The following is a 23,268-nucleotide window of genomic DNA, read 5'->3' as shown; positions in this document are numbered from 1 at the left end:
TTAGCACCCTTATTGACACGAAGATGCTGCAATGCGATGTGATTCCGGAAGTTCCCGACCTAACACGCGATAGTAAATCTCCTCATATTGAACCGTTGTAATATCGTTACAGAACGTATACCTTGCGCGATTCAAACAATTTTGTGCCATTTGTTCATACATCACTTGATTTTTTAACAGCTCAATCGCATAATTAGCCATTTGCTCCGTATCACCGACTTCGGCTAGAAATCCAGTCTCACCATGAGTAATCAACTCAGGAATACCACCTGCATTAGATCCAATCGTTGGCACAGCGCAAGCCATTGCTTCAAGTGCAACAAGCCCGAAGCTTTCTTTCTCTGAAGGAAGCAGCATGACATCTGCAAGTGAAATGACTTGGGCCACATCATCTTGTTTGCCACAGAACGTTACTTTGTCTGAGAGTCCTAGCTCCTTCACCTTCGAAATCATTTTCGAAAGGTCAGGTCCTTCCCCAACGAATAGGAGTCGGGACGGCACTTCTTTACTCACTTTCGCAAAAATATCCACAACATCCTGCACGCGTTTCACCGGTCGGAAATTAGAGATATGGATAAGGATTTTCTCATCCGGTCTTGCGAATTCGCCTCTTAGTTTCGATATATCTCGCGGGTAATACACCCGTTTATCTACAAAGTTATAAGTCAAATCAATATCACGATCAATGGCTAGCAAATCCCGCGTTTCTTTGATGAGATCCTTAGAAACAGCCGTTACCGCATCACTTTCATTGATGGCATAACGGATTAGATCTGAAATCGATTGATCTTGCCCGAGCACAGTGATATCTGTTCCATGAAGCGTCGTTACAACCTTGAGATTCGAACCCACCATTTGCTTTGCAAGCAAGGCACAAACAGCATGCGGAATTGCATAATGTACGTGGAGCAAATCAAGCTCCTCCATTTTGGCAACTTGAGCTAACTTACTAGCGAGCGATAGATCATAAGGCGGATAGCGGAAGACGTAATATTGACTAACTTCCACTTCATGATAAAAAATATTTTTATGAAATTTGCCTAAACGAAACGGCATGCTATGCGTAATAAAGTGAACCTCGTGTCCTTTTTCAGCTAACAGCTTTCCGAGTTCTGTCGCTACTACACCTGATCCGCCAAGTGTTGGGTAACACGTAATACCAATCTTTAATTTGTCTTTCATCTCTCACACCTCTTTCCAATCAATCAAAATGTTCTATCACCAAAGGGAGTTTGGAAACGAACCCTTCCGCGTACGTCAGTTGACGTTTTTGACCCATGACTCGATCACGAGCTTCTACACGTTCGACATAACCTTGATTGAGTGGCGTCGCAACGGTGCCTGTACCCGTTACAAATTGTGACCGGTACGCACGCAGTGCTGCCATTTTTTTATCATAAGTATTTGTCACATCTACGATTACATCAGCCTCATACACATCATTTATAAAATAAAAAAGTAGTTGCTCCACATTCACAGCTTCTGTGTCTGGCAAATATTTACGCAGTTTCGCATTAAAAACAGCTTCCTGAACGAGTGTTGAACATGCAATATGATCCGGGTGACGATCTTGCCAATACGGTGCGAACACAATACGTGGACGAAACTTCCTGATTTCTTGCGTAATCCGTTCGATATGATCTGTCGTAACCAATAATCCTCGATCGGGTAATCCCAGATTCGTGCGGGCTGATACCCCTAGAATATCCGCTGCTTCCGCTGCTTCTTCTAGTCTAGTTTCCACTGTCCCATTTGAGGACATTTCGGCATAAGTCAATTCACATAGTCCAACGCGAAGTCCACGCTGTGTATGCTTGGCAATGGTTGCACCCATCCCAATTTCAGCATCGTCTGCATGGGCTCCAAATATAAGAATATCTAATTGTTCACTCATCTTATTCAATCCCTGGTTTATATTTATGTACGAGTTCTCTCCACGCAAAATCCCCACGATCCAAAGCTCTTACAAGTAACTCAGCCGTCGCTATGTTCGTAGCACACGGAATCCCCTGTACATCACACAAACGAAGCAAAGCGATAATATCAGGCTCGTGTGGTTGAGCCATTAATGGATCACGCAAGAAGATGATCAAATCCATCTCATTTTTTGCAACCAACGCCCCGATCTGCTGATCTCCCCCAAGTGGACCTGACATAAATCGATGAATATCCAGCTTGGTATTTGCCATGATTCGCGTGCCTGTCGTGCCAGTTGCATATAGTTTGTGACCCTCGAAAACATGCTCATAAGCCGTAACGAAATTCACCATCTCATCTTTTTTTCGATCATGGGCAATAAGTGCGATGCTTAACATCTGACTTCCACTCTCCTAGGCGTCTCTAATCTATAAAATGCTCAAAACCATAAATCATTCCGGTATAGGTCATAACTTTACGAATCGCTATCGCTACCCCTGGCATATAGGCTGCACGATCATAAGAGTCATGTCGAATTTTAAGCGCTTGACCTTGTTCAGCCATAATAACTTCTTGTTGCGCAAATACACCTGGCAGACGCACACTATGTATTCTAAATCCATTGTAATACCCGCCGCGGGAACCTTCAATTGTTTCTTCTTCTTTTGGGTTACCTTGCTTAATTTCTTCGCGCACTTCTGAAATGAGCTCAGCAGTTTTCACTGCAGTACCAGATGGAGCATCTAGCTTTTGATCACCGTGATATTCGATAATTTCCAGATGCGGAAAATATTTCGACGCTTGGGCAGCGAATCTCATCATGAGAATAGCCCCAATGGAGAAATTGGGTGCAATTAATCCGCCAATATTGTTGTCTCGGCATAGCATGTCCAAATCTGCAATAGCTTGAGGGGTGAAACCCGTCGTTCCCATAACAGGACGAATCCCTAAGCGGATTGCAAGATTTGTATGTGAAACCGCTGTTTGCGGTCCTGTAAAATCAACTAACACATCTGGTTTGGATTCGGTTAGAACCTTTTCAATGTCGTTCCCCATTAGAACTCCGCATTCATCCATACCAACCATTCTTCCAAGATCGATGGGGCCGGAGGTACGGCTTACTCCTGCTACTAACTCCATATCAGACTCACGCAGAACGGTCTTGACGACCTCCCGCCCCATTCTTCCACTTGCTCCGATAACTGCTACACGTATTCTTTGCTCCATATTGTGTTGATCTCCTTTATCTTTGTTTCGGGCCCATCTCTGTATCCATTTTGATCTTGTAGATCGTGGCATGTTGCTTAGCAAGCTCATGATGCGGCTCTAGACGTACAGCCTCCATAACGGTTTGATAGGCTCTGGTATAATCCTTTCGCATCGCAAAGGCTTCACCTAGAATAAGATACGCTTCAATCGCTAGCGGATCAAGCACTATCGCCTCTTTCAAAAGAAAAATAGCGCGCTCCGGATGAGCAGACTGATTCGTAAGCTGCCTTCTGGCTTGTTCAACAAGCTCACGTGCATTCAATACTTGCAAGTGAAATCGAAACGCCTCATTCGCTGGGTCAAGATCAATCGCTCTTGATGCATGTTCCACCGCTTTGTTAAGCTTATTACTTCTCGCGAAAGTAATGGAAAGTTTGTGATGATAGGCAGCATTGTTTGGTTCTTCAGCTATTGCTTTTTCAAACCATTCAATGGCCTTTTCAAAATCATGCCCAAGTATGGATTCGTATGCTTTTTGTATTTGATTTTCTCCATTCATCTGCCCATCCTCCTTTGCCATTAGCGGTATTCCCGACTCATGGGGATGGTTTAGTTTATGAAGGTCAATTCGTTTCGGTGTTAATTTTAGTCCAACGCCCTGCATCACGGGTATTGAATTTGTGCATGATTTTGTCATGCGCTTCAGTCAGATCAATACCAAGTGAATTCGCAAAGCAGATCGTAATGAATAAAATATCGCCAAGCTCCAATTCAATTGAATTGTCCGCTTCTGTACTCTTTTTCGGTTTTTCGCCGTAAGAATGATTCACCTCACGAGCTAATTCACCAACTTCTTCAGACATTCTTGCCAGCATAGAAAGAGGACTGAAATATCCTTCCTTGAACTGGGAAATATAAGTATCAACCTCTTGTTGCAGGTCTTTTAGTGTACGTTCTGACATTGGCATCCTTCTTTCTATCCTCTTCACAAAGGTTATCCCCCTTATGTTAAACTAAACGAGAAAAGTTGACAAATTTTTTGTTAGATAAGGCAAGCATAATAGGCATGGAGGAATTCACATGATATTTAAAGAAAGGTTCCAAGATCAATTTCTCAATGTGTTGGGAATCCTTATTGGAACTGCGATTTATGCGTTTGGTTTGCATTATTTTGTTATTTCCAATGAGCTCATGGAAGGCGGATTAACTGGTATATCTCTCCTGCTCAAATACGTGCTTAATGTTCCTCCCTCCATCTCTACCCTCGTATTTAATATTCCTTTATTTTACTTAGGCTGGCGTAATTTCGGTAAGGGTCCCATGTTGTATACGATCTTCGGTGTCATTTGTCTTTCGTTCTTTCTCTGGGTGATGGAATGGCTCATTCATACGGGTTGGGTAGTACCTTTTCACACCACACAAGACTACTTTCTAGCAACGTTATATGCTGGGATTACGCTAGGCACGGGTCTTGGGCTTGTTTTCCGATTCGGGGGAACGACAGGTGGTTCTGATATATTAGCACGCATCGGTCATAAAAAAAGAGGCTGGAGTGTCGGACAAGTCATCTTAATTATTGACGTCGTCGTGATTGGTTCATCCTTCATTTATCTCCCCAAAGAAAAAGTGCTCTATTCACTTGTAGCCGTTTTCGTTACATCTCGAATAATTGACTACATATCTGAGGGCGCTTATGCAGCCAAAGCATTTACAATAATCAGTGAACAGCCAAGTGTTCTTGCAGAATCCATCACCAAAGTGCTAGATCGCGGGGTAACACTCTTCCCTGCCCGTGGTGCTTATTCGGGTAACACGAAGGAAGTCGTCTACTGCGTCGTTTACCGGCATGAGACAAGGCAATTACGAGAGTTAATTCACGCCGTTGATCCACGCGCTTTCATTATCGTTGGAGATGTCCATGAGGTCATTGGTGAGGGTTTTAAAACCAATTGAGAGGTTTACCGTCAATGTAAAAAAAGTGGATTAAACAGCTCTCCTGAGCTTGCTTAATCCACTTTTTTATCTATCTTCGCTTTCCCTTGTTTGCCTAACAGGAACGATATGGCGTCCAGATTGATACATTTGCCATCCGACATACGATAAAACACCTATAATAATAACACCTATACTCAGTGACCAGATGATCGGATGGTTCGGATCCGTGAGAGGCACATACGCTAACGCATCTTTATGTTTCATAAAGATTTCATCTAGCAATTGGTTCAAATTCACGATTCCAGCTTCTAGCGGTCTTATAGGCATTGGTTTCGTATTCACATTGGTTCGAAGGAAGACGATTAACGAATCTAACTTCTCAATCGATGATGGATCTCGGCTAATGATCAATGAAGGATGAATAATTGCGATATGCTGAGATAGCTTGCCAAACTCTTCTATTGCCTCTTGTTGCTTATTTGCCTTGACTTGTTGACTTAGCAATTGACTATCATTTTGTAGAACCTTATAGTATTGCAGCCACATTGGCTGGTTCTTATGTGAAAGCGCATCTGTTGCTAGACGAATTTTGGCAACAGCTACTTGTCCATCATTTGGTGAGTAATTGACCGCGTTATACACTCGTTTCGCATCTGTTACTGTTGCAGTCAAAGCATTCAATCCCTCAATCGACGTAATACCCTCAAATGAAATCTTCGGAATCTGATCGGATAATTGAATCAGCTTATTCCTTGCCTCAGCAACTTGTCCAGACATCGTTAATGTGTACATTTCTTCGGCAATCTGATTTAAAAACGATATCCGCTCTACTTGAACTGGGTCTATAGGTTTACTAGCTTGTCCGACAGTCTGTTGTTGGGTACCGCAAGCTGCAAGTAAACAAAGAACAAGGCCGAGTAAGATAGTCACCGCTATCCCTCTTATCGTTCTATCGAAAAACATGGGACATCCCCTCCTTCACCATCATCATATGGAGGTTCGTCCCACTTTAGACCATCAGGTGTTTGCTTTCAACATTTTTTTCTCTCTTACCATAAGACACGTGATCGCAATCCAGATTCCTATGATACTCAAGCATATGGTGAAGAATTGAATCGTTCCCAAATAGGGATGCAACTCACGCTGGAGCCTTGGGAAGACCCCTCTTTCATAGTCCATGAAATCATTCCAAAACGTCCAGATCGCCACAATGACGATAGCAGGCAAGCGAAACGAAAACCAATGAACAAATAACAGCGCTTCCACAGCCATAGCCAAATGAGACGCCGTCAGCATCCATCCATCCCAGCCCACTGCAGCCCCTTGCCATGCACCTGCCCATATCATCGTAACAGCCCATATCCCATACTTAAATGAAGTGATAAGTCCAAAAGCTTCGACAAAACTGCGAATAGCCTTAAACAGCTTACTCGTTGGTTTGGTGAAGGACCGATCCAAAATCAAGTAACCAACAGAAAGAGTGAAAAACAAACTTGCAGTCGGACTATCTGGCACAAAAAACACATACCATATCGGATTCTCTGCAACGGTGTCTACCATTTGAAGCCAATACCACTCATAGCCATATAGGGTCCCTAGTAAATTGCTTATGAAAAGCAACCATAGCATCTTCTTACTAAGTAAGAAGTCTCTGCTCCATAAATAGGAAACGGACATGTTAGCCCCTCCTTTAGAATCAAGTACGATATGTAGACTGTCTAAAATTTTCAAAAAAAACCTGATCACTTTCGCGACCAGGTTATGTTCTTATTGAGTTTTTTGTTTGGATAACCAATCTGCTAATTTATCAATATCGGCATCCGTTAAGCCTTTATCAATGTTAGGTTTGTACATAGCAGGCATGTTGCCTTTACCATTTTTGATAATACCCAAAATGTCTTCCTTCGTATGAGTATCACCAGTGCCTAACAAAGCAGGTACACCAGAAGCTGGCATTCCTTTAAGCTGTGCACCGTGACATGCTAAGCAAGTTGCTTTCGCATAAATCGCAGCACCTGGATCATCAGCAGCCACAATTGCAGCTGCTTTCTTTGTTTCTTTCTTCGCACCCTCACCAGCTGCGCCACCTTTGTTAGCGTGCATTTCTTCTTCACGCTTGATGTGCTCTGGAATGATGTTTTTCTCTTTAAGCTCTACTTGGTAATGTGACCAAGACGTGTACGTTAGGTATGTACAAGCAATCAAAGATAAAATCATAAGACTTGAAGCAATTGGTCTTCTATAGAAGCGACGTTCTTTGCCAGTATCCAAGAATGGAGCTAGCAATAGACCACCAAAAAGTAAACCTGGTACTACAACCGCTCCAAGAACTACGTAATCACCCGATGTGTATGGATACTTCAGCAATTGATACATGAACAAGAAGTACCAGTCTGGCATCGGAATAAATGCCGTATTCTTCGGATCCGCAGGATAACCTAACGGAGCTGGGTCGGACATTACTAAAACTAGCATACCGACCAAGACAACGACACCAACCATCCACTCTTTCAACAAGAAGTTTGGAATGAAGGCTTCTGATTTACCTGGGTAAGCAGAGTAATCTCTAGGAATGAGTCGTTGTTCTTGCGTTTTCTTAATTACGCGGGAATCCCCTACGTAAACGATTTTTTCATCAGACTTATGACCATGCGCCACGCTATTCGCCCCTCCCTAAATTATAGCGGTCCGGAAATACCTTGTTTGCGAATCATGAAGAAGTGTCCGGCAAGCAAAGCGAGCAGAACGCCAGGCAGGAAGAACACATGAATAGCAAAGAACCGTGTTAGTGTTTGTGCACCAACAATGCTTCCGCCTTGCAGCAAAGTTTCAATGTACGGTCCAGCGAATGGTACCGATGCTGCAATTTTCATACCTACTTGTGTAGCAAAGTAAGCTTTGTTATCCCATGGAAGCAGGTATCCCGTAAAACCAAGACCTAACATAACGAAGAAAATGAGCATGCCTACTACCCAGTTCATTTCACGTGGAGCTTTGTAAGATCCTGTGAAGAACACGCGCAGGGTATGTAGGAACATCATTACGATAACTAAACTAGCTCCCCAGTGGTGCATACCTCTGACGATAACACCGAAAGCTACTTTATGTTGTAGGTAATCAACACTTGCATACGCATTGATAATATCAGGTGTGTAGTACATCGTTAGGAACATACCTGACAAGATTTGGATTACTGTGATGAAAAACGTCAATCCGCCAAAACAATAGACGAATGCGGAAAAGTGATGAGCAGGGTTAACGTGTTCTGGTACCTCGTGATCCGCTACATCTCTCCACATAGGCGTAATATCAAGACGTTCGTCAATCCAGTTGTATACGTTTTTAAACATCTGATCGTGACGCCCCCTTATACTCTAGTGTTAGCATGCAGTTGTCCAACATACACGAAACCATTCTCTACTTTTGTTGTGTATTCGTCTAGCGGTTTAGGTGCTACTGCAAGGTTCTTGCCGTCTTGCGTATAATGCGCACCATGACATGGACAGAAATACTGATCTTTGTAAGCAGGGTTATCGTTCCAGTTGACTGTACAACCTAAGTGCTTACACGTTGGATTTAACGCAAAGAGAGCACCTTTACTGTCTTTGGAAATCCATGCTACGAGTTCAGCATCACTTTCGTACCAGCCATCTACCTGATGGACTTGGAACGTAAACGCTTGTGGAACATTCGTAATTTTACTTTCTTCGACAACTTTAACCCAGTCCGATGCTGCTTTGGGCTGAAGGACTGGATCGACCGCAAACCGAATCATCGGTATGATAATTCCGGCCCCCATGAATCCACCAGCGCCACCAAGGGTATAAGAAAGAAATTGTCGACGAGACATTTCGCGTTTGGTCCCGGGTTTCTTCCCATGCTGTTCTTCATTGTGATTGTTATGATCACTCATTCTCAGGTCTACCCTCCTACATTGGCCGAAGTCCGAACCCTCTCGGACAACAGCTACCTCTATCACGTGTCGTTCGACATTACACTACATAACTAGGACATTTCTAATAATAGCCTACGTCTACTAGGTCGTCAAGAATTCATAACTCCTTTTATTGGATTGAAATCTTCGCTTTTGGACAAATTTTAACGAAATTGTCACAACTTTTTGCAAGCCACATTCATCCATTACTACCCTTATCTTGCACATTTTTTTTCCATTAATACACGACAACACCAAAGTTACTCCGCAGGGTACCAAAGTTGCTGTACTTGTTTGGAAATACCTGATCTAATTGCCTCTGATTGCTGTGCCCATTGCTCTTTATCGACAACGATCAACAAATCTGTTTGATTCGATTTCCAATGGATTGCTTCCGATTGCAAAGTTACTACGATTATGTAACGAAACCCGCTTTTCTTCAATTGATGTACGATGGATTCTACTTGCTCACTTGCACCCGTATCTGCTATGTAATGAAGAGCTGGATAAGTGACAACTCTGCCCTTGTAAGGAATCTCGATAATTTCCATTACATCACGGAGCCGCTCCAACACTGTGGTCACTTGCATCGGATCCTCATTCCCTCTCAGCCCCGTCACAGGAAGAAGACACGTATCCAAGTAGGGTTTTAATTCCTTCCATTCTTGTGCAACAATCTCATTAAACTTCAAGGTGTAGCGCCTCCCTATCATTTACCAAAAGAACATCTGCTATGTAGCGCATGCTCAACTTGTACTTTAAGTACTTTAATCCGTCCACTCTTAGCTGTCAATCAAGTATTCCGTCATGTAGGTAATCCTTGACTACTATATACAAAAAAGACATGGGATTGGCATCCTCATGTCTTCATGTTTACTTGCTCATGCGCAGCTAATGATTACCCTAGTGATTGTAAAATCCTTAATTCAGACGTTAGCGCCAAAAAGGAAGTCTGATCTCCTTTAGCGAGTGCGCTATCAATTTCCTTATAAAGATTTTCTTCTCTATATTTGCGTAAGGCATTATCCCAAATCATTTCCGCGAAAAGTGCCAGCAGCGCATCGTTAGATACATTCATTTTTCCCATGAGACCTACCTCCAAATGTTGTCCGCGGTTTGTCAGGAGCTTCTTTTTCGCAAAAATATATGTCTGCATTATGGTGTACGCCAACCCGTTGTTATGCTCCTATTACATCATATTCACTAGCTAATTCAACGCTTCATTCAAAAGCCCGTTTGAACGGGAATGTGTTAATACCTAGATCAGAAGAGTACCACTTTATCTTCCTCAGCAAGACTAATGCCTCGAATCACTTTAGATCCTACCTTAGTGACCTGAATAACGGCCCCATGCGTGTGATCTTCGCCTATTCGGATCAAGCCCATGTGCATCATCATTTGTATGATTCGCTGCTCGACAATGGATTCTGATCCATCATAGTAAAATGGTTTAACTAATTTACTAAACAAATCTACAATTGAAGACATCGTTACCCATTGATCACAAAGCCGATCCAACCATACCGATATACTTTGTAAATTTGGAATGGGATTTTTGTACAGCCTCAGCCAAAACGCATACACATCTGTTACTGTTTCTTTTTTACCTTCCATTAACCGAGCCTTACCTGCATCTGTAATACGAAGCATTAGATCATGCTCACTGATGAATTGGTGGTAATAGCAGTAGTCATAAATAAGTGAGAATCGATTCGGGTATTCTTTGAACATTCGCCCGTAACCGAATCGCCATGTTCCCTTTGCTACCAATCCTTCTTGAACAGATAAAATGCTGAGGAGCTGTCCTAGCTGTCTTTTGTACATAAAACCTTCTGCTGTTAATGGCATTTCTTGCTGGGCAACTGCGGTTAAAAAATGAAATATGTCGTCGACTAGAAGTAATTGTTCATCTCGATAGACCGATGGTTCTTCTGTTTTCACCAAATCTTGCTTAAATTGCTTCGCTAGTGCATCACCAAATCTTCGTTTTAAATCCGCTGGAACATGAAAAAGGTATTTGGTTTGTTGGGAATACCCGTTAAACAGCCAACCTAATTTCTTGAATTTCAGGATCATGTCCCTTGGATTCCAATCGTTTGATGACTCTTCTTTCTGGAAACGCGACTGCTGTGCTCTAGCGATGAGTTCCTCCATATTAAACGAATTGCGAGGATCGGAGAGCAAAGAGTTGAGGAAGCGAATGTTTTCCAAACTAAGACTTTGAATGTGTTTTTCGAATATGTCTTTGCGCATGGCCGTACTCAGGATCGATTGAATCAATTCATTCTTAGAATGACCATTGCACTCACACTCGTAGGTATGTGCAATTCGGCCTAATTCATGGATATCGGCATAGCTGAGCATATCCGCTAGGTTCATTTCCATCCTACATCTCCCATCTGGCGGAGCTTTCTACTCCGATGTTTCTAGTAACCATTATGGGATTTTTTCCCGAAAATATTCCGAGATAAACAAAAAAACATGACTCTATCGAGTCATGTTTACTTTCATACCATCGTTTCCGATGTTGTTTGCAAATGGGTTAAACAATTATACAACTGAAGCTCCCATTGATCACTTTGTCGCAACAATAAAGTCAATGAAGTATTCTGTAGGAACTCTTCTTGATTCAATTTTAATACACGAAGCACTTGAACAATAAAACCACCATGCGAGATGAGTAAAATCTTCTTACTAGGGTAGAGATTCAAAATCTCTGTTTCAAGCTCCGTCCATCTTGCCCAAAGCTCACTGTCCGACTCCTGACCCAGATCCTGAAGCTTCCATTCGGCTCCCCAGCGCTCTTCACGTTCAGCCACAGTAGTACCTTCGACTAACCCGTATTTACGCTCTCTCAAGCGTTTATCTGTACCAATTAGAGGAATGCCAGATCGTGAAGAGATAATTTGTGCAGTTTCACTCGCTCGCTTCAAGTCACTGCTAAGGATGCCATCCCATCTTTCTTGAGACAGACGCAACCCAAGCAATCTTGCTTGCTCTCTTCCTTCGTCCGTTAAATCTGTATCCAACTGCCCTTGCAGCTTGCCTAACTGATTCCACTCTGTGCTTCCGTGCCGTATAAAGCCTATCGTAGTCATTCTTTTACCTCCAGCGCTAGAAATGCAAAATGCTCCTCCAGGAGCATTAAGTTTTCGTTCGTGATAACCAATTCATGATAATAATGGTTGCTACCAAGCCAAGAAGCGATACGACTAATAAGTAATGGGGGTATGAATGAATGGGTCCAACATGAAACCGTAATGGTTCCATGAAACTAGGGTTCAGACTAGCTACGGCATCACCCAACTTATGGCCATTCAAAGATTCTGTACCGCTAATTTTTAGCGCTTGAGGTGCTTCAAGATCGTAAAGTGAATTGTCCGCGGAAGCCAATGTTGACTGTGGGGAACCATCATATACGATGGCAAATAAAAAACTAAACACAAAAAGAGCTAGGCAAAACGCAATAACCGCCGTCAAATTCCGTCTTAATTTATAAGAAATCGAATACATCCGTTCCGAAACTGGAATACGCCATGATTCATCCTCGTAAATACGGTTCATTACTTTGGTGGAGACTATAGGCTCAAAGTCCGTCAGCTCCTCGTCAGTAGCTGCAGTGCGGATCAGAATCATGCTCTCTTCCCATATTTCAAATTCCTCTTTACAGGACTCGCATGTTTCTAGATGCTTATCCACTGCTGTACGACGCAGGTCATCATTCGGTAAATCCCAGTAGACTCCAAATAATTCCTGGATCTCACTACACTTCATCGCTAGTCATCCCTTCGATTCTTCGAATATCGGTTCACTGAAATAAGGATCCAGATGTAATTTGACGGATGCTCTCGCTCTAAATAGCAGCGATTTCACCGAGCTGACGGTTTGACCTAAAATGTTGGCAATTTCTTGATAATCCATCTGATCATATTCACGTAGAATCAAAGCCGATCTTTGCTTTTCAGGCAAGCTATTAATCGCTTCGCGAACCATGGACACCTTTTCGTTCCTCAACATGGCCTGCTCTGGCATCGCATCAAAAGAAGCATGCGGTGTAAGACCGCTTTGCTCCAACGACACTTGGACACTTTTATTTTTGCGCAGCTCACTCAATACGGTATTACGGGCAATCGTATATAACCACGTAGAAAAAGACGCCTCGATCTCACGGAAAGAATGCAAACTGCGATACGCTTTATAAAATGTTTCATTACACAAATCTTCCGCGATAGCTTCCATTTGTGTGCTTTTGAGCATGTGATAAATAAAGGCAAGGATTTTACGCTCGTAACGACGCATAAGCTCGTTATACAGCTGAACATTTCCATCCTTGATTTCTCTGATCAATTGGGAATCGGTCATTACGTGGCGACCCTCCTCGCGATTCCGGGTACCACTCCAACTGTTCATACATGTTTTACTACGGTTGGAGTGAAAAGTTGCGTTATATTTGTAAAAAAAGTGTGAATGCGAAATTAGGCAAACAATTAGCCTCTAACCTATTCTCGATTCAAGGCGAGATTCCTGCTAGATTCGACAAATTGTTGGATAAAGTTCTTATTTCTACTATTACTCTACTATCGACATCTTCTTGCATTCCTTTTATATGTATTTAAATAAAAGCAAAACGACAAAAAAAAACCGCCGAATCGGCGGTTGCACTTATGGTGCGATTATCGGATAGGAGTGGAGAGAAACCATACTGTACTTTTATTATATGTATACGGTTTCATTCTGTCAACACTTTTTTGAAAACGTTTACCAAGCCTTATTTTGAACTAGCGAATTGTGATTGTTCTCTCTTCGCCTGCTTAATCAGATTACTAATGGAATGCGGACGGACAAAAGGACTTCCACCGTTGATTCGCGGTATTTGCATCGAATCCGTCCATTCTGAAGCAATACCCGCTTTCGTTGTAAAAGCATATTGGATACCTGCTTCTTGCAAGTAGGAAATCGTCGTATCATCGTAGCTACCATATGGGTATGCATATGAATCCACATTTTTTGAAGCACTCAGCTCCTTAAGTTTAGCTATGCATTTGCGAGTATCCTGCATAACCCTACTCTTAAACTCAACATCATTTTCTAGTTTTCCATTTAAAATAAGCTTGTTGGATAGCATAGGTTTGCCATCTTTCATGGCATGAAGCTCATCGGAGTGCGCCTGAAATTCAATATTTGGGTCTTCACTTCGTATCTGTTTAATCTCATCCTTGGATAGAGACGCTAACTTTGGCCTTTTGGGATCATCCAAATCTTTCGTGATAACAAAATTAACAGCAGGTATTTGAAGCTTCTTAAGAATAGGAAATGCGTGCGTATAGAAACTTTCGTAGCCATCATCAAATGTGACAAGCAGCGCATTATCCGGTATTGGCTTTCCTTTGGTTTTGAAGTCTTTAAATTGATCTAAAGTAATGAAATGGAAACCTTTCCGTTGTAACGAAACTAGCTGCCGTTCAAACAGCCTCGGCGTGATGGTGACTGAGCTCTGTTCCAATTCATCAATGTGGTGATAGACAAGAACCGCAACCTCATTGGTATAATACACATCTTTTGCACTTGCTAAAATAGGTGAAAAATTAAGAATGACAATCAAGACCGCTAGCAAGCTTACGATGAACATCCGGTACTTCAAATCAACCGCCCCATAACAATGAATAGTATGAAAATAAAGAATAAGACCCATTATAGCATGAGGCTTTAGACCTGTGAATCTGTTAGTAAAAATAATAAAGGACTTCCTTTGTGATGGCGAATACCAACACAAAGAAAGTCCTGAGGTGTTAAAAGGAATTCAAAAATTAGACATGCACCGCATATTCTTTACCTAGTAACTCCGAAGCGCGATCGGCTTCCTCTTGGTTCCGGAATGACAATCGGAGAATACCAGGAACGTCTTCACGGCTCTCGATAATTTGAATATTGCTCAAATTGATTCGAGCATTTCCGAGCAGCGATGTAATTGAACCTATAATGCCCGGGTGATCGGGAACATCCACATAAATATCATATAAGGAAGTAAGAACACCTTTACGTCGTTCCGGTAACTTGCTGCGGAATTCGCCAGCAATTCGGAACTGCTCCGCAATCCCCTCACCATCACTTTGCTCAATCAACTGTACAAACCGTGAAATCTCTTCATTCCAATCCTTGAGCAGTTTGAGCAACACTGCACGATTATTGACTAGAATATCACGCCATATCGTTGGTTCGCTTGAGGCGATTCGTGTAATATCACGAAAACCGCCAGCCGCTAAGTTTTGGTACAAAGGATTACTCTCGTTATAGCTTCTTACTTGATTAACAAGTGCAACAGCAATAATATGCGGCAAATGACTGATCGCGCCTACGATGTCATCATGCTCACGTGCATCGACTTGCACAATTTGCGCTTTCGTATGACTAAGCAGACTTGTCAGACGATCCACCTCAGCCTGTGGCGTGCCTTCAGCTGGAGTCAAGACATAGAAAGCATTCTCATACAGATGCGACGAAGCTGCTTCCACCCCGTGTCGCTCAGAGCCTGCCATCGGATGACCACCGATAAAATAGTAGCCTTCCTTCAAGTGCGCTGCTGCACTCTCTGTGATGGATGCTTTGGTACTGCCCACATCCGTAATAATACACCCTTGTTTCAAAGGCAGCTTCATCAGTTTCTGAACATATTCCTCCAAATTACCCACGGGTACGCATAGGAAGATATAATCAGCCCCATCCACAGCTTCTGCCATATCGGTAGTTGCATGATCAACTACATTACGTTTCAGCAGCTTTTCGACGGAATTCGGATTGGGTGAATGACCGACAACGGTAAAGTCTGGTTTTCCTTTATAACATAAGGCAAGAGATCCACCGATCAGACCTACTCCGAATATTGCTATTTTCGTCATGACTAGAATCAACCTTTATCTTCTGATTTAGACTAAAACAGGAACCTCTGCAAGAACTTCCGTTAGAGCCGCAATGAATTTGGCATTTTGCTCGCTTGAACCGATTGTGACACGCAGTGATGTTGGGAAGCCCAACATATGACCACCACGCACGATTAGTCCACGGCGCAATAAGCCGTTGAATACGTCTGCCGCTGGGCGAGCTACGTCAACCATAATAAAGTTCCCATGTGCAGGAAACGAGTGTAGCCCTAGTTGTTTGAATTGTTCTTCTAAGTAGTTTAAACCAGCTGTATTCGCTTCGCGGCAACTCGCGATGAAATCCTGATCCTTAATCGCTGCAAGAGCAGCAGCTTGTGCGAAGCGAGTTGTATTGAAGGGCTCACGCACTTGATTAATCGAACGAATGACATCTGGATGCCCAATACCATAACCAATACGAAGTGAAGCCAACCCATAGATTTTGGAGAAAGTACGCAGAGAGATCACATTCTTGTATTGCCCAATAAGCTCAATGCTATCTGGGAACTCACCTGTTGTGTTGTATTCACAATAAGCTTCATCAAGAACAACAATCGTGTGTGCAGGAACTTTAGCTAAGAAAGCTTTAATTTCCGCATCCGTATTCATCGTACCCGTTGGGTTGTTCGGATTACAGATCCAAACAATTTTGGTGCGATCAGTAATCGCAGCAGCCATAGCATCCAAATCATGTGTACCATCTTTCAATGGAACTTCAATGGAGATTGCGCCTTCGATTTCACAATTGTGTTTATATTGCGGGAATGTGTGTGAAGCCATAACGGATTCATCGCCTGGCACTAGAAAAGCACGTGCTAGCATCAGAATGACTTCATCCGAGCCAGCGCCAAAAATAACTTGATTCGTCTCAACGCCTAATGAAGCTGCAACAGCTTCTGTTAATTGTACGGCGCCTCCGTCTGGATACAGACTAATGTTGGCAATTTCAGCTTCAATGGCTGCCTTCACATGTGGAGATGACCCGAATGGGTTCTCATTAGAAGCAAGCTTAATCACTTCTGTTAAGCCAAGCTCACGCTTTACTTCCTCAATGGGCTTACCTGGTTGGTAGACTGGTAAATGTATAATGGTTTGTTTCGGTATCATCAAGTCACCTCATCAATTAGTGGTTCGAACGTTTTAATTGACCTACAAAATTACCTATTTGCTTAAGACCTTCCGGATGAGCAGCATCCTGTTCGAAATGTGGTAATGCGCTCTCAATCGTGCGGACGATCGCACTTCCTACGACTACACCATCACAAAGCTGCTCAAAGCGTTCAACCTGCTCACGCGAAGAAATGCCGAAGCCCACAACAATGGGAACAGACGCGGCTTCACGAACAGTTGTAAGGAAATCTTCAATGCCGCCAAAAAATTCAGCACGCTCGCCTGTTACCCCAAGGGAAGATACACAATAAATGAAACCACGTGCACTTGAAGCTATCCTTTGAACACGTTCATTCGATGTAGGTGCAACTAAAGGAATCAAATGAACGCCATATTTCTCAGCAATCTCTCTAGTCTCACTATCTTCTTCCAAAGGAAGATCCGGAATAATAATGCCACTGATTTCATTCTCCTGCATCACTTTGAAAATGCGGTCCAAGCCAATTTGGAGAACCGGATTATAATAGGTAAAAAGAATGAATGGCAGCTGTGATCCACGGTTCCTAGCCTGTTTAGCTACATCAATCACATCAAAGATGGAAATTTTACGTTTCAATGCGCGCTCAGAAGAGCGTTGAATAACAGGTCCATCTGCGAGTGGATCCGAGTAAGGAACGCCCAGCTCGATTAAATCCGCGCCAGCGCGTTCCATTTCTAGAATCAGCTCCAAAGATGCCTCTAGAGAAGGGTCACCAATCGTTAGAAAAGGGATCATTGCGGTTTCACCGCGCGCTTTGAGTTCTGCAAAACGACTGTCAATACGGTTCATCGCTTATACCCCCTCGCCAAGATAACTAATAATGGATTCCACATCTTTATCGCCGCGGCCTGACAAGCTCACGATAATGATTTGATCCTTCGACATTGTTGGTGCCAATTTCAGCGTATGTGCAATGGCATGTGCGCTCTCGAGAGCAGGAATGATCCCCTCTGTGCGGCTCAACAATTGAAGTGCATCCAGCGCTTCTTGATCCGTTATTGGATAGTAAGTAGCACGTTCAGCATCTTTGAGGTATGCATGCTCAGGACCAATACCTGGGTAATCCAAACCGGCTGAAATCGAATGTGCTGGCAAAACTTGACCATACTCATCCTGAAGCAAGTAGCTGAGTGATCCTTGGAATACACCTGGCGTTCCTTTGGTCATCGTTGCTGCATGCTCTTCCGTGTTAACGCCGCGACCTGCTGCTTCAACACCAATCAATTTCACGGACTCATCTCCAACGAATGGATAGAAAATCCCCATCGCATTACTGCCTCCGCCAACACAAGCAACTACAGCATCGGGCAATCGGCCTTCTGTTTCCAGAATTTGCTCTCGGGACTCATCCCCGATCACACGTTGGAAATCACGAACCATCATCGGATACGGATGGGGTCCAGTAACGGATCCAAGAATATAGTACGTATCTTGAACGTTACTTACCCAGTAACGCAATGTTTCGTTACAAGCATCTTTCAATGTACGTGTTCCTGAAGTAACAGGAATGACTTCTGAGCCTAACAATTTCATCCGAAACACATTCAATTGCTGACGCTTCGTGTCTTCTTCACCCATGAAGACCTTACATTCAAAACCCATTAAAGCCGCGACTGTCGCTGAAGCAACACCATGTTGACCAGCCCCGGTTTCCGCGATTATTTTCTTTTTGCCCATCCGTTTTGCAAGTACGGCCTGTCCGATAGTGTTATTAATTTTGTGTGCGCCTGTATGGTTTAAATCTTCACGTTTCAAGTAAATCTTCGCTCCGCCGAGAAGCTCGGTTAGACGCTCTGCATAATAAAGCGGAGTTGGTCTACCGGAATACTGCTTCTGCAAATAACGAACTTCCGCAATAAATTCAGGATCATCTTTATATTTCGCATAAGCTTCTTCAAGCTCATGTAAGGCATTCATCAATGTCTCGGGCACATAACGGCCACCGAACTTGCCAAATCTACCATGCTGATCAGGTACTTGTGTCACTTACGGGTCACCCTTTCCACAAACGCGGTTATTTTCGCAATATCTTTCACGCCATCTGTCTCAACGCCGCTCGATACATCAACGCCATCAGGAGCATATGCATGTACTAATTGATCTACGTTATCATGTCGGAGTCCGCCAGCTACTAGCAATTGAATGCCTGCGGAACGAGCCCACTCTTGATAGACAGGTATACAATCCCAGGCAAAAGTGGTCCCAGAACCGCCTCCATATACGGGGTCAAAGGTATCTAATAAAATGGCATCTACATGCCCGATATAAGGATCTAGTTGCTCAGCTACATCGGTCAGGGAAGGCATGGAATCTTCCGTTTTGGAGATGGAAACCGATTTAAATACCTGTACACCAAAATGTTCACGAACCCATCCACAGAAAGCTGGTGTTTCCTGGCTATGAAGTTGCACAACATCTAAAGGAGCTGCAGTCAAAATATCAATCAACTGCTCTTTCGTTGGATTGACAAAAACGCCGACTGTAAGAGGCACTGTTTGTCCATCCGCCTCTTCAGATTTTAAATAGGCAATCAGCTCGGCTGCCTTCTCCGGCGTGACCTGTCGCTTGCTTGGTGCAAAAACAAAGCCGATATGAGCTATCGGCAAATGTACGATTGATTTTAACACTTCAACGCTTTGAAGTCCACAAATTTTTACCGTTGGAATCGTTCCCACAGTCATCAGATCCGCCTCTTTCTGCCTATAACTGCGCCTTGTTGACTAGCTTACCCATTAACTGGTGAACTGCTTGTTCAACGACGGGTTGTCGCATGAAATGCTCACCGATAAGTACGGCTTGTGCCCCTACTTTCTCGACATAGGCCATATCTTCAACGGTGGATATACCACTCTCGCTCACAACAGTTTTACCCTTGGGTATAAAGCTTATTAATTCTTCCGTTGTTCCTAGATCGGTTACGAAAGTTTTTAAATTCCGATTATTTACACCTATCATTTGAGTATCTAGCTCAAGTGCGCGCTCCAACTCTTCACGATCATGCACCTCAACGAGTGCATCTAGGCCAAGATCTTTCGCAAGTGTCAAATATTCCTTCATTTGCTCAGTTGTCAAAATGGCCGCAATAAGCAGAATGGCATCTGCTCCGAGAAGTCTTGCTTCATAGATTTGCTTCGGATCAATGGTGAAATCTTTGCGTAACAACGGAACATTCACCGCTTTACGCACAGCTTTCAAATAGTCATTGCTTCCTTGGAAATACGAAACATCCGTCAGTACCGAAATGCAATCGGCGCCTGCACGTTCATATGCCTGGGCCAATCCAACAGGTTCGAAATCTGCGCGAATCAATCCTTTGGATGGCGAAGCTTTTTTCACTTCCGCGATAAGTCCCATGGAACGATTCTTCCCTAGCGTTAATGCACGCTCAAAGCCTAGACAAGGCGGAAGTTGAGAAATTAACTTTTCAGCCTCCGCTATGGAAAATTGGCTCATCGCTTCTACCTCAACGCGCTTTGTAGCTACAATTTTATCAAGAAACATGGCAAAGTTCTCCTGTATATTGGATTAAATCTTGCAATTTCTGCTGGGCACGCCCCGAATCAATGACATCTGCAGCAAATTTCACGCCTTGTTGAAGAGTACCGACATGACCGGTTACATAGAAGCATGCTGCGGCATTCGCAAGTACGATGTCCCGATAAGGTCCTTTTTCACCAGCAAAAATATGACGAATGATTTCAGCATTAAGTGAAGCATCCCCACCGGCTACATCTTTGATACTGTGTGCACGAAGACCTAAATCGTCGGGTGTAATGGTATAAGTCGTGATAAGATCTGACTTCAGCTCAGACACCTTGGTAGGTGCGGAGATACTGAATTCATCCAACCCATCCTCACTGGCAACAACCATCGCACGCTTCAAGCCGAGTGCTTGCAGCGATTGTGCTAACATCTCTGTCTTGGTTCTATCAAAAACCCCAAGGACTTGACGATCTGCGCCCGCAGGATTCGTTAACGGTCCAAGCAAATTGAATACCGTTCTAAAACCAAGCTCTTTGCGAGGTGCTGCAACATGCTTCATCGATTGATGATAGGCCTGTGCGAACATAAAGCAAATGCCAGTGCGTTCCAGACATTTCGCTGCTTGTTCCCCGCTCAAAGTAATCTTAACGCCAAGTGCTTCTAGAACATCCGCACTACCACTTTTACTCGACATCGCTCTATTGCCATGCTTCGCTACTCGGATACCTCCTGCTGATGCTACAATGGCAGCTGTCGTAGAAATATTGAATGTATCCGCACCATCTCCACCTGTTCCGCACGTATCGAGGAGGTCACTTTGGTGTACATTCACTTGTATTGCTTTGCTTCGCATCGTCTCCGCAAAACCTGTAATCTCTTCAAATGTTTCTCCTTTGATGCGAAGCGCGGTCAACAAACTGCCTATTTGTGCCGGTGTTGCAGCTCCATCCATAATCTCAGACATGACACTACGCGCTTCTTCCCGGGATAAATGATTGCCGCTAATTACTTTACCAAGCGCTTGTTGTATCGAAATTGTTCCACTCATGTTCATCCATGCCCCTTCCTTCTATGAGTTAACAAAATAATCTTTGTTAATGTCGCTAACAGGTCTAGGCTCAGGACTGAACATGGCTTCTGCCATACGAATTGATTTCAGCAAAGCCGTCGCTTTGTTCACGGTTTCTTGATATTCACTCTCAGGTACAGAATCCCAAACGATTCCTGCTCCTGCTTGCACATAGGCTTTGCCTTTTTTGAACACAATCGTTCTGATCGTAATACAAGTGTCCAAATTCCCGGAAAATCCTAGATAACCAATTGCACCTGCATAAGATCCGCGAGACTCTGGCTCTAATTCAGCAATAATGCCCATTGCTCTCAGCTTCGGTGCTCCAGACACCGTGCCTGCAGGCATACAGGATAGGAAAGCATCGAAGAAATCCTTATCCTTGGCAATTTTACCAGACACATTGGAAACGATATGCATCACGTGTGAATAGCGTTCAATATCCATGAAAGTATCACATTTGACTGTACCGAATTCAGAGACACGCCCGATATCATTTCGACCTAAATCAACAAGCATCAAATGCTCTGCACGTTCTTTCTCATCGGCCAGCAACTCCAACTCAAGTGCGTGATCTTCCTCTGGGGTTTTCCCTCTAGGTCTAGTTCCAGCAATCGGCCGCGTCTCTACTTTTTCTTCCTCAACTCGTACTAACAGTTCAGGAGACGTTCCGACGATAACCTCGTCGTCCATTTTGAGCACATACATATAGGGAGATGGATTCATTGTTCGAAGCACACGATACACCTGTAAAGGAGAAACCGTTGTTTCCATTTCAAAACGCTGCGAGAGCACGACTTGGAAAATATCGCCGGCACGAATATATTCTTTTGCCTTGTTCACGTTAGCAATGAACTTATCTTTCGTAATATTCGAGCGAATTTCTCCCAACTCTGGTTCTGACACGATTGGGTTATGCGTCATCGTATCGGAACTAAGAGGTCGTTTAATCTTCTCAATCGTGGCATCAATTTTCTCACAGGTTGCCTGATAAGCTTTCGCAATATCCGCATCCGTTGCGAATTGAGGAACATGTAGGTTCGCAATCACTTTTATCTGTTGTTTGAAATGATCAAACACGATGACCTGATCGCAAAACATGAATTGAATATCATTCATTTGTAAGTCATCAATCTGATGAGCTGGTAGTTTCTCATAGTATTGCAATAAATCATATCCGAAGAATCCAACCGCCCCACCCGTAAAACGCGGAAGATCTGCAAGCTGAGGGCTGGAGTAGGAACGAAGGTAGGCCTTCAACACTTCGATCGGTTTCTCATCCGTGATTTTTTTCTCGGACCCCGTTTCGACCGTTGTTTTTCCATGCTTCGCCGTGATCATCAAGAATGGATCGCTGCCTAAGAAGGAATAACGAGCCCATTTCACTCCTCCCTCTACGCTTTCTAATAGAAAAGCACGAGGCTCTTGATATAAATGTTGGAACACACGTATTGGCGTCTCGGTATCAGCTAGTAAATGACGCACCACTGGGATAAGATTATAATCTTTGGACAAACGAATGACTTCTTGCAATTCAGGTGTATACATGGAAACATCCCCTCTCAGCTTGTGAGCTACTCGCGGTCTGCGGCGCTCAAAACTCTATTCGAATACAAAAAAACCTCTACCAGGGGTAGAGGTTGACTTTAGTTTC

27 protein-coding genes are annotated in these 23,268 nt (G+C 43.4%); 1 reads left to right on the top strand and 26 read right to left on the bottom strand.

Annotated features, from left to right (window positions below):
- Positions 1–9 precede the first annotated feature (9 nt).
- The 6 genes from bshA to HQN88_RS09125 all read right to left on the bottom strand — a co-directional run bounded on the left by bshA (position 10) and on the right by HQN88_RS09125 (position 4,088).
- Positions 10–1,182, bottom strand: coding sequence for an N-acetyl-alpha-D-glucosaminyl L-malate synthase BshA (bshA, locus tag HQN88_RS09150; RefSeq protein WP_173110236.1), 1,173 nt, complete (start codon positions 1,180–1,182; stop codon positions 10–12).
- Positions 1,183–1,201: 19 nt separating this feature from the next.
- Entirely contained in the window at positions 1,202–1,894 is a 693-nt protein-coding gene (gene bshB1 / locus HQN88_RS09145) for a bacillithiol biosynthesis deacetylase BshB1 (protein WP_173110235.1), read from the bottom strand.
- A gap of 1 nt (position 1,895) precedes the next feature.
- Positions 1,896–2,315 (bottom strand): methylglyoxal synthase, encoded by a 420-nt coding sequence (locus tag HQN88_RS09140; RefSeq protein WP_173110234.1) that lies wholly within the window; start codon positions 2,313–2,315, stop codon positions 1,896–1,898.
- A 25-nt stretch (positions 2,316–2,340) separates the two neighbouring features.
- Entirely contained in the window at positions 2,341–3,144 is an 804-nt protein-coding gene (gene dapB / locus HQN88_RS09135; RefSeq protein WP_173110233.1) for a 4-hydroxy-tetrahydrodipicolinate reductase, read from the bottom strand.
- 16 nt (positions 3,145–3,160) lie between these two features.
- Positions 3,161–3,685, bottom strand: a complete 525-nt coding sequence (locus HQN88_RS09130; RefSeq protein WP_216855663.1) for a tetratricopeptide repeat protein — start codon at positions 3,683–3,685, stop codon at positions 3,161–3,163.
- Positions 3,686–3,749: 64 nt separating this feature from the next.
- Positions 3,750–4,088, bottom strand: a complete 339-nt coding sequence (locus HQN88_RS09125; RefSeq protein ID WP_056616948.1) for a nucleotide pyrophosphohydrolase — start codon at positions 4,086–4,088, stop codon at positions 3,750–3,752.
- Positions 4,089–4,206: 118 nt separating this feature from the next.
- Here HQN88_RS09125 and HQN88_RS09120 point away from each other — a divergent pair, with 118 nt between their 5' ends.
- Positions 4,207–5,079, top strand: a complete 873-nt coding sequence (locus tag HQN88_RS09120) for a YitT family protein (protein WP_173110232.1) — start codon at positions 4,207–4,209, stop codon at positions 5,077–5,079.
- A 66-nt stretch (positions 5,080–5,145) separates the two neighbouring features.
- Here HQN88_RS09120 and HQN88_RS09115 read toward each other — a convergent pair whose 3' ends face one another.
- The 20 genes from HQN88_RS09115 to trpE form a co-directional block, all read right to left on the bottom strand.
- Complete coding sequence (locus HQN88_RS09115; RefSeq protein ID WP_173110231.1) at positions 5,146–6,024, bottom strand: sporulation protein YpjB; 879 nt, start codon at positions 6,022–6,024, stop codon at positions 5,146–5,148.
- A 54-nt stretch (positions 6,025–6,078) separates the two neighbouring features.
- The gene (locus tag HQN88_RS09110; RefSeq protein ID WP_173110230.1) at positions 6,079–6,738 is read right to left on the bottom strand and encodes a DUF1405 domain-containing protein; all 660 of its coding nucleotides are present in this window, start codon (positions 6,736–6,738) and stop codon (positions 6,079–6,081) included.
- Between the two features lie 90 nt (positions 6,739–6,828).
- The gene (locus tag HQN88_RS09105) at positions 6,829–7,719 is read right to left on the bottom strand and encodes a menaquinol-cytochrome c reductase cytochrome b/c subunit (RefSeq protein ID WP_173110229.1); all 891 of its coding nucleotides are present in this window, start codon (positions 7,717–7,719) and stop codon (positions 6,829–6,831) included.
- 20 nt (positions 7,720–7,739) lie between these two features.
- The gene (qcrB, locus tag HQN88_RS09100) at positions 7,740–8,411 is read right to left on the bottom strand and encodes a menaquinol-cytochrome c reductase cytochrome b subunit (protein WP_028554311.1); all 672 of its coding nucleotides are present in this window, start codon (positions 8,409–8,411) and stop codon (positions 7,740–7,742) included.
- Positions 8,412–8,428: 17 nt separating this feature from the next.
- Positions 8,429–8,974 carry a Rieske (2Fe-2S) protein gene (locus tag HQN88_RS09095; protein ID WP_056614289.1) on the bottom strand — a complete coding sequence of 182 codons (546 nt, stop codon included), beginning with the start codon at positions 8,972–8,974 and terminating at the stop codon, positions 8,429–8,431.
- 281 nt (positions 8,975–9,255) lie between these two features.
- Positions 9,256–9,687, bottom strand: coding sequence for a DUF2487 family protein (locus HQN88_RS09090; protein WP_173110228.1), 432 nt, complete (start codon positions 9,685–9,687; stop codon positions 9,256–9,258).
- A gap of 206 nt (positions 9,688–9,893) precedes the next feature.
- On the bottom strand, positions 9,894–10,082 hold the full coding sequence (locus HQN88_RS09085) for an IDEAL domain-containing protein (RefSeq protein WP_056616951.1): 189 nt from the start codon (positions 10,080–10,082) through the stop codon (positions 9,894–9,896).
- A 176-nt stretch (positions 10,083–10,258) separates the two neighbouring features.
- Positions 10,259–11,380, bottom strand: coding sequence for a hypothetical protein (locus HQN88_RS09080; protein WP_337995177.1), 1,122 nt, complete (start codon positions 11,378–11,380; stop codon positions 10,259–10,261).
- Between the two features lie 122 nt (positions 11,381–11,502).
- Complete coding sequence (locus HQN88_RS09075) at positions 11,503–12,093, bottom strand: histidine phosphatase family protein (RefSeq protein WP_173110227.1); 591 nt, start codon at positions 12,091–12,093, stop codon at positions 11,503–11,505.
- A 46-nt stretch (positions 12,094–12,139) separates the two neighbouring features.
- A complete protein-coding gene (locus HQN88_RS09070; RefSeq protein ID WP_173110226.1) occupies positions 12,140–12,769 on the bottom strand; it encodes an anti-sigma factor family protein in 630 nt (209 codons plus the stop codon).
- Between the two features lie 6 nt (positions 12,770–12,775).
- Complete coding sequence (locus tag HQN88_RS09065; protein WP_056614299.1) at positions 12,776–13,357, bottom strand: RNA polymerase sigma factor; 582 nt, start codon at positions 13,355–13,357, stop codon at positions 12,776–12,778.
- A 406-nt stretch (positions 13,358–13,763) separates the two neighbouring features.
- Positions 13,764–14,636, bottom strand: a complete 873-nt coding sequence (locus HQN88_RS09060; RefSeq protein ID WP_173110225.1) for a polysaccharide deacetylase family protein — start codon at positions 14,634–14,636, stop codon at positions 13,764–13,766.
- A gap of 166 nt (positions 14,637–14,802) precedes the next feature.
- A complete protein-coding gene (locus HQN88_RS09055) occupies positions 14,803–15,891 on the bottom strand; it encodes a prephenate dehydrogenase (protein ID WP_173110223.1) in 1,089 nt (362 codons plus the stop codon).
- 27 nt (positions 15,892–15,918) lie between these two features.
- Entirely contained in the window at positions 15,919–17,019 is a 1,101-nt protein-coding gene (hisC, locus tag HQN88_RS09050; RefSeq protein WP_173110221.1) for a histidinol-phosphate transaminase, read from the bottom strand.
- 16 nt (positions 17,020–17,035) lie between these two features.
- Complete coding sequence (gene trpA, locus HQN88_RS09045) at positions 17,036–17,851, bottom strand: tryptophan synthase subunit alpha (RefSeq protein WP_173110219.1); 816 nt, start codon at positions 17,849–17,851, stop codon at positions 17,036–17,038.
- 3 nt (positions 17,852–17,854) lie between these two features.
- Positions 17,855–19,048: a tryptophan synthase subunit beta gene (trpB, locus tag HQN88_RS09040; RefSeq protein ID WP_173110217.1), complete on the bottom strand. Its 1,194-nt coding sequence runs from the start codon at positions 19,046–19,048 to the stop codon at positions 17,855–17,857.
- Positions 19,045–19,743 carry a phosphoribosylanthranilate isomerase gene (locus HQN88_RS09035; RefSeq protein ID WP_173110215.1) on the bottom strand — a complete coding sequence of 233 codons (699 nt, stop codon included), beginning with the start codon at positions 19,741–19,743 and terminating at the stop codon, positions 19,045–19,047. Before HQN88_RS09035 ends, trpB begins: the two co-directional genes overlap by 4 nt.
- Before the next feature lie 19 nt (positions 19,744–19,762).
- Positions 19,763–20,563, bottom strand: coding sequence for an indole-3-glycerol phosphate synthase TrpC (gene trpC, locus HQN88_RS09030; protein ID WP_173110213.1), 801 nt, complete (start codon positions 20,561–20,563; stop codon positions 19,763–19,765).
- Complete coding sequence (trpD, locus tag HQN88_RS09025) at positions 20,553–21,593, bottom strand: anthranilate phosphoribosyltransferase (RefSeq protein WP_173110211.1); 1,041 nt, start codon at positions 21,591–21,593, stop codon at positions 20,553–20,555. Before trpD ends, trpC begins: the two co-directional genes overlap by 11 nt.
- A 21-nt stretch (positions 21,594–21,614) precedes the next feature.
- Complete coding sequence (gene trpE, locus HQN88_RS09020) at positions 21,615–23,162, bottom strand: anthranilate synthase component I (protein ID WP_173110209.1); 1,548 nt, start codon at positions 23,160–23,162, stop codon at positions 21,615–21,617.
- Positions 23,163–23,268 lie beyond the last annotated feature (106 nt).

This window comes from Paenibacillus qinlingensis (assembly GCF_013204845.1).
GTDB classification, from domain to species: domain Bacteria; phylum Bacillota; class Bacilli; order Paenibacillales; family NBRC-103111; genus Paenibacillus_E; species Paenibacillus_E qinlingensis.
Note: the sequence above shows the minus strand (reverse complement) of the source record. Positions and strands in the feature narration are given on the sequence as shown.